At 69.8% G+C, this 11236-nt stretch carries 10 protein-coding genes; 6 read left to right on the forward strand and 4 right to left on the reverse strand.

Annotated features, from left to right (window positions below; all coding sequences use genetic code 11):
• Window positions 1–6 precede the first annotated feature (6 nt).
• Window positions 7–1365, reverse strand: coding sequence for an MFS transporter (locus ACIRON_RS21955; protein WP_091042709.1), 1359 nt, complete (start codon window positions 1363–1365; stop codon window positions 7–9).
• A 150-nt stretch (window positions 1366–1515) separates the two neighbouring features.
• Here ACIRON_RS21955 and ACIRON_RS21960 point away from each other — a divergent pair, with 150 nt between their 5' ends.
• Entirely contained in the window at window positions 1516–4314 is a 2799-nt protein-coding gene (locus ACIRON_RS21960) for an FAD-binding and (Fe-S)-binding domain-containing protein (protein WP_402995455.1), read from the forward strand.
• 2 nt (window positions 4315–4316) lie between these two features.
• On the opposite strand, the gene ACIRON_RS21965 is transcribed toward ACIRON_RS21960, so the two are convergent.
• A complete protein-coding gene (locus tag ACIRON_RS21965) occupies window positions 4317–4688 on the reverse strand; it encodes a DUF4267 domain-containing protein (protein ID WP_402995457.1) in 372 nt (123 codons plus the stop codon).
• A 142-nt stretch (window positions 4689–4830) separates the two neighbouring features.
• Between ACIRON_RS21965 and ACIRON_RS21970 the strand changes: the two genes are divergently transcribed.
• The 3 genes from ACIRON_RS21970 to ACIRON_RS21980 all read left to right on the forward strand — a co-directional run bounded on the left by ACIRON_RS21970 (window position 4831) and on the right by ACIRON_RS21980 (window position 7654).
• Entirely contained in the window at window positions 4831–5352 is a 522-nt protein-coding gene (locus tag ACIRON_RS21970) for a TetR/AcrR family transcriptional regulator (RefSeq protein WP_402995459.1), read from the forward strand.
• Window positions 5353–5486: 134 nt separating this feature from the next.
• On the forward strand, window positions 5487–6698 hold the full coding sequence (locus tag ACIRON_RS21975) for a class I SAM-dependent methyltransferase (protein WP_402995461.1): 1212 nt from the start codon (window positions 5487–5489) through the stop codon (window positions 6696–6698).
• The gene (locus ACIRON_RS21980; RefSeq protein WP_402995463.1) at window positions 6695–7654 is read left to right on the forward strand and encodes a hypothetical protein; all 960 of its coding nucleotides are present in this window, start codon (window positions 6695–6697) and stop codon (window positions 7652–7654) included. The genes ACIRON_RS21975 and ACIRON_RS21980 overlap by 4 nt, the downstream gene beginning before the upstream one ends.
• Before the next feature lie 69 nt (window positions 7655–7723).
• Here the strand turns inward: ACIRON_RS21980 and serC are convergent, their stop codons facing one another.
• Window positions 7724–8839: a phosphoserine transaminase gene (gene serC, locus ACIRON_RS21985; protein WP_402995465.1), complete on the reverse strand. Its 1116-nt coding sequence runs from the start codon at window positions 8837–8839 to the stop codon at window positions 7724–7726.
• A 43-nt stretch (window positions 8840–8882) separates the two neighbouring features.
• Here serC and ACIRON_RS21990 point away from each other — a divergent pair, with 43 nt between their 5' ends.
• The gene (locus ACIRON_RS21990) at window positions 8883–9356 is read left to right on the forward strand and encodes a GNAT family N-acetyltransferase (protein ID WP_402995467.1); all 474 of its coding nucleotides are present in this window, start codon (window positions 8883–8885) and stop codon (window positions 9354–9356) included.
• Between the two features lie 57 nt (window positions 9357–9413).
• Here the strand turns inward: ACIRON_RS21990 and ACIRON_RS21995 are convergent, their stop codons facing one another.
• Window positions 9414–10517 (reverse strand): citrate synthase 2, encoded by a 1104-nt coding sequence (locus ACIRON_RS21995; RefSeq protein WP_402995469.1) that lies wholly within the window; start codon window positions 10515–10517, stop codon window positions 9414–9416.
• 69 nt (window positions 10518–10586) lie between these two features.
• On the opposite strand from ACIRON_RS21995, the gene pdxH reads away from it, so the two are divergent.
• Entirely contained in the window at window positions 10587–11234 is a 648-nt protein-coding gene (pdxH, locus tag ACIRON_RS22000; protein WP_402995471.1) for a pyridoxamine 5'-phosphate oxidase, read from the forward strand.
• Window positions 11235–11236: the final 2 nt, after the last annotated feature.

Below are 11236 nucleotides of genomic sequence, written 5' to 3' on the forward strand. Positions count from 1 at the left end.
AGACGGTCAGACGGTGGCCTTCTCCGGGGTCTCCTCGAGCGCCACGTCCTTGGTCTCCTTGCCGATCAGCAGCGAGATCAGGGTGATCACGGCCATCACGGAGAGGTAGACGCCGACCAGGACGGGCGAGCCGTCGGCCTGCTTCCACAGCGCGACCGCGATGAACGGCGCCACCGCGGCGCCGAGGATCGAGGCGACGTTGTAGGAGATGCCGGAGCCGGTGTAGCGCACGCTGGTCGGGAACAGCTCCGGCAGCAGCGCGCCCATCGGGCCGAAGGTGAGTCCCATCAGGGAGAAGCCGAGGACCAGCCAGAGGATCACGCCGACGGTGCCGGCGTTGACCAGCGGCACCCAGGCCAGGCCGAAGACGATGATCCCGAGGGTGACCGCGATCAGCAGCCGGCGGCGGCCGAAGCGCTCGGCCAGCGGCCCCGAGACCATCGTGAAGATGCCGAAGAAGATGACGCCGAAGATCAGCATCAGCACGAAGGTCGTGTAGCCGTAGCCCAGGCCGGGCACCGGGAGGTCCGTGGCGGCGGTGCCGAACGACAGCGAGAACGCGGTCATCAGGTAGAAGAGGACGTACGTCGCCAGCATGAAGAAGGTGCCGAGGATCAGCTGCTTGCCCTGGTTGCGCACGACCGAGGCGAGCGGAACCTTGCGGACCAGGCCGGCATCCTGGCTCTTGGTGAAGACGTCGCTCTCGACCAGACGCAGCCGGACCCACAGGCCGACGATGACCATGACCGCGGAGAAGAGGAACGGCACTCGCCAGCCCCACGCCAGGAAGGCGTCCGACGGCTTGGTCGGGTCGGCGCCCTCGGCGGAGAGCAGCGCCGCGATCGCCAGGAACAGGCCGTTGGAGAGGATGAAGCCCAGCGGCGCGCCGAGCTGCGGGAACGTACCGAAGATCGCGCGCTTGCCCTCGGGGGCGTTCTCGGTCGCGACCAGGGCGGCACCGCTCCACTCGCCGCCGAGCGCGAAGCCCTGGGCCAGGCGCATCAGCACGAGCAGCGCGGTGGCGACCCAGCCGACGGTCTCGTACGTCGGGAGCGCACCGATCAGGAAGGTCGCGATGCCCATCGTGAGCAGCGAGATCACCAGCGTCGTCTTGCGGCCGAGACGGTCGCCGAGGTGACCGAAGAAGATCGCGCCGATCGGGCGGGCGACCATCGCCGCGCCGAAGACGGCGAAGCTCGCCAGGAGCGCGGTGGTCGGGTCTCCGGCCGGGAAGAAGAGGGCGGGGAACACGAGGACGGCTGCGGTCGCGTACGCGTAGAAGTCGTAGAACTCGATCGTCGTGCCGATGAGACTGGCGACGAGCACGCGGGAGCGCGGGTTGGCCGGTGCGGGGGTGGCGGACATGGTCTCTCTCCGAGGTCTGGAAGTGCCCGACTCTCGCGGGCTGTCCCATTATATGAGAGTCCGATATCGGTTGGTGAGACGGGTTCGGGTTGTGGTCGCCTGCGATGGGCGCTGGGCGGTGGCGACCTGCCGGTCTGTGACAATGAGCGGGTGAATGCGACTGCCTCGGATCTGGCGAATGAGCTGCGCAACCAGGGGATCAGCCGGGTCGACGACTCGCCGCTGGCCCGGGCGCTCTACTCCAGCGACGCGAGCCTCTACCGGGTCGTGCCCTCGGTCGTCGTACGGCCGCAGTCCCGCGACGAGCTGCTCGCCGTGCACGCGGTGTCCCGTGCGACCGGGGCGCCGGTGACGATGCGAGGTGCGGGCACCTCGATCGCGGGCAACGCCGTCGGGTCCGGGATCGTCGTGGACACCCGGGACCTGCGGACCATCTACGAGATCGACCCGGAGGCGCGGACCGCGCGGATCGACCCGGGTGTCATCCATGCCGACCTGCAGCGGGCCGCCGCCCCGCACGGGCTGCGGTTCGGGCCGGACCCGTCCACCCACACCCGCTGCACCATCGGCGGGATGATCGGCAACAACGCCTGCGGCAACCGTGCGCTGGGCTATGGCCGCACGGTCGACAACATCGAAGCGCTGACCGTGCTCTTCGGCAACGGCGAGCAGGCGGCCTACGCGGACGGAGTCTCCTCGGGGGAGACCGCGGAGCGGCTTCAGGCGCTCGTGGGTTCTCACCTGGCCCACGTGCGCACCGAGTTCGGCCGCTTCGGCCGTCAGGTCTCGGGCTACTCGCTCGAGCACCTGCTGCCCGAGAAGGGCGGGCGGGTCGACCGGTTCCTGGCCGGCACCGAGGGCACCCTGGCGACCGTCCTGGAGACGACCGTACGGCTCGTCGAGGACTCACCCGGGCGGCTGCTGCTCGTGCTCGGCTACCCGACGATGGTGGAGGCCGCCGACGCGGTGCCTTCGCTCCTGCAGGTGGCGCCGGGGCGGCTGATCGCCTGCGAGGGGATGGACGCCCGGATCGCCGACCTGGTGCGCGCCAAGGGCCGCGCGGTGCCGGATCTCCCCAAGGGAGCCGGCTGGCTGATGGTCGAGGTCGCCGGTCAGGACGCTCCTGACCTGGTGCAACGTCTCGCCGCGGAGTCGGGTGCGCTCGAGTCGCGGGTGGTCGTCGATCCTCTGGAGGCGGCCGCCCTGTGGCGGATCCGCGAGGACGGCGCCGGTCTCGCCGGTGTCTCGCTGCCCACGCCGGCCCACTCCGGCTGGGAGGACGCCGCGGTCCCGCCGGAGCACCTCGGTGCCTGGCTGCGCGACTTCGAAGGGATCCTGTCGGACTTCGGGCTGCACGGTTATCCCTACGGTCACTTCGGCGACGGCTGCATCCACTGCCGCATCGACTTCCCCTTCGCCCCGGACTCGCCGGAGTCGGCGCAGGTGTTCCGGGAGTTCATGACCGCATGCGCTTCTCGGCTGGTGACGTACGGCGGCTCGCTCTCGGGCGAGCACGGTGACGGACGGGTGCGCTCGGAGCTGCTTCCTCTCATGTACGACTCGACCTCCATCGACCTCTTCGAGCAGGTCAAGGGCATCTGTGACCCCTCGGAGCTGCTCAACCCGGGCAACATCGTGCGGCCCGCGTCGATCACCGACGACCTGCGTCCGGTGCGGCCTCGTGCCCTTCCCCGGACCGGGCTGCGGCTCATCCATGATCACGGTGACCTGGGTGCGGCCGTGCACCGCTGCACCGGCGTGGGCAAGTGCGTCGCGCCGAAGACCGTCGGGGTGATGTGCCCCTCCTATCTCGCCACGCGCGAGGAGAAGGACGCCACTCGTGGACGCGCGCGCGTGCTGCAGGAGGCGCTCGACGGGTCGCTCGTCGGCGGGCTCGGCGACCCCGCGGTGGGCGAGGCGCTCGACCTGTGCCTGGCCTGCAAGGGATGTGCGTCCGACTGCCCCACGGGCATCGACATGGCGACGTACAAGTCCGAGGCGCTCTACCAGAAGCACGACGTCCTCGGGGAGCGGCGGCCGCGCTCGCACGCCCTTCTCGGGCAGCTGCCGAAGTGGGCGCGGCTCGCGGCGCCGTTCACGGGCATGGCCAACGCGTCGCTCAAGATCGGCCCGTTGGCGAAGATCGCCAAGAAGACCGCGGGCATCGACCAGCGGCGCTCGATCCCCGCGTTCGCGCCGAAGACGCTGAAGCGGTCGGCGCCGACCGCGAAGCTCCCCGAGACCCCGGACGTATGGATCTGGGCCGACTCCTTCACCGACCACTTCTTCGCCCAGTCCGGTCACGGCGCGCTCGCCTGGCTCGAGTCGCAGGGTCTGACGGTGCGGGTGATCGGCGAGAAGGCGTGCTGTGGGCTCACCTGGATCACCACCGGCCAGCTCGACGACGCGCGCGCGATCATGGAGAAGACGGTTCGTACGCTCGCGCCCTATGTCGCCTCTGGTGTCCCCGTCGTCGGGCTCGAGCCGTCGTGCACCGCGACGCTGCGGTCGGACTCGGTGGAGCTCTCCGCGCTCCCGGAGGCCGAGGTCGTACGCGACGGGATGCTCACCTTCGCCGAGCTGGTCACCCGCTTGGTCGGCGAGGGCCGCGTGAAGCTGCCCGACCTGACCGGCGTCGAGGTCGTCGCGCAGCCGCACTGTCACCAGCACGCCGTGCTCGGCTGGACGGCCGACGAGGCGCTGCTGACGCAGGCCGGCGCGAAGGTCACCAAGGTCTCCGGCTGCTGCGGCCTCGCCGGCAACTTCGGGGTCGAGGAGGGCCACTACGAGGTGTCGGTCGCGGTCGCGGAGACCCACCTGCTGCCCGCGGTCCGATCCCAGCCCGACGCGATCGTGCTGGCCGATGGGATGTCCTGCCGGGTCCAGCTCGACGACCTCGCCTCGGTGCCCACCATGCACCTCGCCGAGCTCTTCGCCTCCCGCGTCTAGTCTCAGCCCACCCAGAGCAGGACGACCGCGACGAGCATGAGCGCCGCGGTCAGGCCGTGGATTCCGAACGCCCGCGCCTTGCTCCCGTGGGCGCCGAGGATGATGAGCATGTCGCTGAACGGGATCATCGCCTCGACGAGGACGACCCAGGGCAACGCGTCCGGCTCCAGGAAGATCAGCGGCACCAGCAGAAGTCCGGTGCCGATGTCACGCGCACCCTTGACCTGCCACCAGGCTCTGGCGTCGGGGGCGGGCAGGACCGGGATGCCGAAGCCCTTCCCGTTCGGCTCGTTCTTGAGCAGATACATCACGCCGACGTAGACGATCATCACGACGACGATCCAGACGATGGTGAGACCGATGGTGTGCAGCATTTCCGTGCTCCTGAGTTAGCATTGCTAGATTTTCTAGCGATGCTAGGGCATGAGTGATGGATCCGTCTAGCAGTGCTAGATTCGGGGTGTGGTGAACCAGCAGAGGCAGACACAGGAGCGGGCCGACCGGGCTCGGAACATCGTGCGCACTGCCCGTCGGATGGCCGAGGCGGACGGCTGGGAGGCGGTGACGGTGCGCCGCCTGGCGGATGCCATCGAGTACAGCCAGCCGGTGCTCTACGGCCACTTCCCCGAAGGCAAGGCCGGCATCGCCGCCGCCGTCGCGCTCGAGGGGTTCGACGAGCTGGGGGAGCGTATCCGGACCAGGCGCGGACGTGCCCGGGCGCCTCGTGAGGTGATGAACCGGCTCGCCGAGGCGTATCTCGACTTCGCGGAGGAGTGGCCGGCGACGTACGGACTGATGTTCGATGCCCCGACCACCCTGGCGTTCGCGGTCGAGGAGACACCCGACACCATGAAGCAGGCCTTCGAGGAGATCGTGACGTCCGTATCCGCGCTTCCGGTCGACGCAGCGAAGGAGACGGTCGCCGAGGTGGTGTGGAGTGCCCTGCACGGGCAGGCGACCCTGGCCCGGAACAAGCGGCTCCTTCCGCAGCACAAGGCTGCTCGCCTGCGAGTGCTCGTCGACCTGCTCAACACCTGAGCCGACGGCGACGATGGGCGTCGGCGTACGCCTCGCGCCTAGACTGAGACGGTGAATCCGCGTTATCGCCGAATGATCATTCCCGGCGCGCTGGTCGCCCTTCTGCTGATCGTCATCGTCGCGGGGGTGCTGGGATGAGCAGGGAGTCCGAGCCGCTGTTGCGGGCGCTGAACCGAATGCGGTCGGTGATCCTCGATCCCGAGCAGCTGGTCAAGGCGGTCGCGTCGGGCAAGCAGCGTGGCACCACGCCGAAGTGGCGTCGCGCCGAGATCCGCTACGTCGACCTGAAGGCCGGGCGCCACCTGCAGATCACGACGTACGACGCGACTCAGGCTTTCACCGCGAATCATCCCGTCGGAGATAGTTCGGCACTGGACGATCTCCTCGACGAACCGTTCGCCAACTGGATCGTGACGACGGCGACCGAGCAGACCCAGATCCAGGCGAAGTCGCCCACGACGGCGCTGGTCTCGACCACGGAGCTGACCGCGCCGGTCGAGGTCGAACGAGGCCATGACCAGGCGAAAGAACGGCTGCTGCCGGAGTCCGATCCGGTCTTCCGGGTGCTCGGGCTCTCGGACAAGGACGGGAAGCTGAAGCCGTCGCGCCAGGCGAAGTACCGCCAGGTCGAGGAGTTCCTGCGCCAGCTCGATGCCGCCCTGACCGACGCGATGAAGTCCGGCAAGGTCCGCACGCCGAGCGCCGAGGACCCGCTGCGGATCATCGACCTGGGTGCCGGCAACGGCTACCTGACCTTCGCGGCCCAGCGCTACCTCACCGAGGTCCGCGAGCTCCCCGTCGTCGTCACCGGCGTCGACGTCAAGGAGCAGTCGCGGGAGCACAACTCGAAGATCGCTGCCGAGCTGGGAGTGAAGGCCGAGTTCGTGGCCGGGACGATCGAGGGCGTACAGCTCACCGAGAAGCCCGACGTCGTGCTCGCTCTGCACGCCTGCGACACCGCCACCGACGATGCCCTCGCCCGCGCGATCGAGTGGGAGACCCCGCTGGTGCTGGCCGCGCCGTGCTGCCACCACGACATCGCGGCCCAGCTCCGCAAGGCCCCGACCCCGGCGCCCTACTCCATGCTCACCCGCCACGGCATCCTCCGCGAGCGCTTCGCCGACACGTTGACCGACGCGCTGCGCGCGAGCCTGCTGCGTCTGTCCGGCTACCGCGTCGAGGTGGTGCAGTTCGTGGAGAGCCAGCACACCCCGCGCAACACCATGCTTCGCGCGATCCGCACCGGCTCGCCGGTCAAGGGCGGCTCGGTGAAGAAGGAGTACGACGAGCTGGTGGCTGAGTGGGGCGTACGTCCGAAGCTCGGCGAGCTGCTCGCCGACCGATGAAAGCGGTCGTCGCCGCCGCGGGCGCGCTCGGACTGCTGCTGATCACGTCCGTGCCCGCGAGCGCGGCCGGCGACGACGTGCTCTTCGCCTTCTCCGACCCGACCATCAGCGAGGCCAGCGCGCTGACGCCGCTCGGCAAGGGCCTGTACGCCACCACCAACGACTCCGGGGACAGCGGCCGCGTCTTCACCGTCGACTCGCGCGGTGACACGGTCGGCGTGACCCACTGGGCCGCCGACCCGGTCGACGTCGAAGGCCTCGCGCCCGCCGGCGGCAACCACGTCTGGGTCGGCGACATCGGCGACAACAACAGTGTCTGGGACTCGATCAGGATCGCGAAGGTGCGCATCGGGCGGGGCGAGCGCACGGTCTCGCCGACCGTCTACGAGCTCGTCTATCCCGACGGGCCGCACAACGCCGAGTCCCTGCTGGCCCACCCCGACGGCCGCGTCTTCGTCGCCACGAAGGACTGGGGTGGCGGGCGGCTCTACGCGGTCCCCAAGCGCCTCGATCCCAACGGTCCCAACCGGTTGAAGGAGGTCGCCCCGGTCATCCCGATGGCCACCGACGGCGCCTTCTTCCCCGACGGCAAGCACCTGGTCGTACGCGGCTACTACTCCGCCACGATCTACGACTGGCCCTCGATGGACCGGGTGGGCTCGTTCCGGACCCCCGACCAGGAGCAGGGCGAGGCCATCGGGGTCACTTCGAAGGGCGAGGTGGTCGTGACCAGCGAGGGCATCCGGGCAGAGGTGATCCGGGTCGACCCCGCGCTGATCAGCGAGGTCCTCGGCGAGGAGCCGTCCCCGACGGCTGATCCGACCGCCGACCCCGCCCCGGACGAGGCCGAGCCGGCGAGCGAAGGCGAGGGTGAGGACGACGGCGGTTCCGCCGGCCCGATCGCCCTGGTGGCGCTCGCCGTCGCTGCGTACTTCATCTTCCGCAAGCGCAGCTGACGCCGAGTCGGCTCGTCATGACGAGCCGACTCGGCGGGGTTGTGCGTCAGGATGCGCCGACTCGGCGGATCAGAGGCGGTCGACGACCCAGTCGATGCAGGCGGTGAGGGCCTCGATGTCGGCGGCGTCGACGGAGGGGTACATCGCGATCCGGAGCTGGTTGGTGCCGATGCCGCGGTAGGCGTCGAGGTCGACGACGCCGTTCTCGGCGAGGACGCGGCGCAGCTCGTCCTTGTCGATGCCGGCGTCGAGCTCGACGGTGCCGACGACGAGGGAGCGATGGGTGGGGTCCTCGACGAACGGGCGGGCGTACGGCGCCTTCTCGGCCCAGGCGTAGAGCGCGTCGGAGGAGGCGGTGGTGCGGGCGACCATCGCGTCCAGCCCGCCGGAGGAGTTCATCCAGTCGAGCTGCTCGGCCATCAGGAAGAGCGTCGCGACGGAGGGGGTGTTGACGGTCTGCGCGCTGCGGGACTGCTTGATCGCCTCGGTCAGCGAGAAGAACGACGGGATGTGCCGCCCGCTCGCCGCGATCTCCTCTGCCCGCGCGATCGCGGCGGGGGAGAGCAGGGTCAGCCACAGACCGCCGTCGGAGGCGAACGACTTCTGCGGTGCGAAGTAGTAGACGTCGCTCTGGGCCACCTCGAGCGGCAGCCCGCCGGCCGCCGAGGTCGCGTCGACGACGGTGAGCTGGTCCGCACCCGCGCCGGCGGGACGTACGACCGGAGCCATCACACCCGTCGAGGTCTCGTTGTGTGTCCAGGCATAGACATCGACGTCGGCCTCGTGCGTCGGCACGGCCAGGGCCCCCGGCTCGGCCGAGATCACCGAGGGATCGGCCAGCCAGGGCGCCGCCTCGGCCGCGGAGAGGAACTTCTTGCCGAACGCCCCGAAGACGGCGTGCTGGCTGCGCTCGCGCACCAGGGCGTACGTCACCAGGTCGAAGAACGCCACGGACCCGCCGTTGCCGATGACGACCTCGTAGCCCTCCGGCAGCGAGAACAGGTCGGCCAGCCCGGTCTGGACGCGGCGGACGAGATCCTTCACCGGCTGCTGCCGGTGAGAGGTCCCCATCACCGACACCCCGGTCGCGGCGAGCGCCTCCAGGCGGCCGGTGGGCACCTTGGACGGCCCGGACCCGAAACGTCCGTCGGCGGGCAGGAGGTCGGCGGGGATCTGCAGCGTCATAAACCCATTCTCGCAAGTTGCGGGCATCGGCCAGAATACCGACGTGTCTGTTGAGATTCGCCGGGTCGCGTACGACCACCCGGATGCCCAGAAGCTGGTCGACCGGGTCCAGGAGTTCTACGTGGAACGCTACGGCGAACCCGACTACGACCCGACGGTCCCGGAGATGTTCGAGCCGCCCGCGGGCACCTACTTCCTGGCCTACCTCGACGAGGTCCCGGTCGCCTCCGGCGCCTGGCGACGCTCCGGCGAGCCCGCTCTCGGGACCGAGATGACCGCCGAGATCAAGCGGATGTACGTCGTGCCCGAGGCCCAGGGCCAAGGCCTCGCCAAGCGGATGCTCGCCCACGTCGAGGCCTCGGCCCGCAGCGCCGGCTTCGAGGCCATGGTCCTCACCACCGGCGGCCTCCAGCACGAGGCCATCGGCCTCTACGCCGCCTACGGCTATGTGGACGTCGAGCCCTTCGGCTACTACAAGGACGACGACCTCGTGGTCTGCATGGCCAAGCGCCTCTGAGGTTGTGAAGTCGAGAGTGATCTATAGGTCACTCTCGACTTCACAACCCGGGTGTGCCTACTTCGCCCAGTCGGCGTTCCAGCCCTCGACCGCGTCGGCGGGGCGGGGGGAGGGACCGGTGTAGATGGCGCTCGGACGGATCAACCGCCCGGTCTTCTTCTGCTCGAGGATGTGGGCGGACCAGCCACCGGTGCGGGCGCATGTGAACATCGAGGTGAACATGTTGGCCGGGATCTGGGCGAAGTCGAGGACGATCGCGGCCCAGAACTCGACGTTGGTCTCCAGAACGCGGTCGGGGCGACGGGCCCGCAGCTCCGCCAGCGCGGCCTTCTCCAGGGCCTCGGCGACCTCGAAGCGAGGTGCGTTGAGCTCGCGGGCGGTGCGGCGCAGGACGCGCGCACGCGGGTCCTCGGCGCGGTAGACGCGGTGGCCGAAGCCCATCAGCCGCTCGCCGGAGTCGAGCAGGCCCTTCACATAGGCGTCGGCGTCGCCGGACTTCTCGACGTCCTCGATCATGCCGAGCACGCGCGAGGGGGCACCGCCGTGCAGCGGACCGCTCATCGCGCCGATCGCGCCGGAGAAGGCCGCGGCCACGTCGGCGCCGGTGGAGGTGATCACCCGGGCGGTGAAGGTGGAGGCGTTCATGCCGTGCTCGGCGGCCGAGGACCAGTAGGCGTCGATCGCGTGGGCGTGGGCGGGGTCGGCCTCGCCGCGCCAGCGGATCAGGAACTTCTCGGCCAAGGTGCTGCCCTTGTCGACCTCGCGCTGCGGCACCACCGGCAGGTGGATGGAGCGGGCCGACTGGCCGGCGTAGGAGAGGACCATGACGGCCACGCGGGCGAGGTCCTCGCGGGCCTGCTCGTCGGAGATGTCGTAGGTCTGCCCGAACCCGAAGGCGGGCGCGAGCATGGGGATTGCGGCCTGGACGTCGACGCGCACGTCACCGGTGTGCACCGGCAGGTTGTAGGCCTCCGCGGGCGGCAGCCCGGGGCCGTATGAGCCGTCGATCAGCAGACCCCAGACGTTCTCGAACGGAACCCGTCCGACGATGTCCTCGATGTCGACCCCGCGGTAACGGAGGGCCGAACCCTCTTTGTCGGGCTCCGCGATCTGGGTCTCGAAGGCCACGACGCCCTCGAGACCGTGCTGTACCTGGCTCACTGCCGTCTCCCATTCTCCTAGTGTCGTTCCGCATTCTGCCCCACCCGCCCAGAAGATAGGCTCGACGGCATGGATCTGGCGGCTGAGCTGGCGGCAGCACGAGAGAACTACACCCGCAGCGGGCTGCACGAGGACGACCTCGCGACCGACCCGTTCCTGATGTTCGAGAGGTGGTACGCCGAGGCTCGCGACGCGGGCATCGTCGAGCCCAACGCGATGGTGGTCTCCACCGTCTCGGCTGCCGGCGCACCCTCGTCGCGGACCGTGCTGCTGAAGGGCTTCTCGACCGAGGGCTTCACCTTCTTCACCAACACCGCCTCCCGCAAGGGCTCCGACCTCGGGCACAACCCGCGCTGCGCGGTGCTCTTCCCGTGGCATCCGCTGGAGAGACAGGTACGCATCGACGGGCGCGCCCACGAGCTCTCCCGGGAGGATGTCGAAGCCTACTTCTCCCAGCGTCCGCGCGGCTCCCAGCTCGGCGCGCACGCCTCCCACCAGAGCCGGGTCGTCGCCGGGCGCGAGGAGCTGGAGGCGGCGTACGAGCGGATCGAGGCGCAGTTCGAGGGTCAGCCGGTCCCGGTACCGGAGGAGTGGGGCGGCTACCGCGTCGAGCCGGAGCGGGTCGAGTTCTGGCAGGGACGGCCCGGGCGGATGCACGACCGGCTCGTCTACCTGCGCGAGGGCGAGAGTTGGCGCACCGAGCGGCTGGCCCCGTGAGG

The organism is Nocardioides sp. NPDC101246, from assembly GCF_044767415.1.
GTDB lineage: Bacteria > Actinomycetota > Actinomycetes > Propionibacteriales > Nocardioidaceae > Nocardioides.

Bases quoted from the DNA above. Each gene is read 5' to 3' on its own strand.
- ACIRON_RS21980 (WP_402995463.1), top strand. From the start codon at position 6,695: ATGAAAGCGGTCGTCGCCGCCGCGGGCGCGCTCGGACTGCTGCTGATC.
- ACIRON_RS21955 (WP_091042709.1), bottom strand. From the start codon at position 1,365: ATGTCCGCCACCCCCGCACCGGCCAACCCGCGCTCCCGCGTGCTCGTC.
- ACIRON_RS21975 (WP_402995461.1), top strand. From the start codon at position 5,487: ATGAGCAGGGAGTCCGAGCCGCTGTTGCGGGCGCTGAACCGAATGCGG.
- serC (WP_402995465.1), bottom strand. From the start codon at position 8,839: ATGACGCTGCAGATCCCCGCCGACCTCCTGCCCGCCGACGGACGTTTC.
- pdxH (WP_402995471.1), top strand. From the start codon at position 10,587: ATGGATCTGGCGGCTGAGCTGGCGGCAGCACGAGAGAACTACACCCGC.
- ACIRON_RS21965 (WP_402995457.1), bottom strand. From the start codon at position 4,688: ATGCTGCACACCATCGGTCTCACCATCGTCTGGATCGTCGTCGTGATG.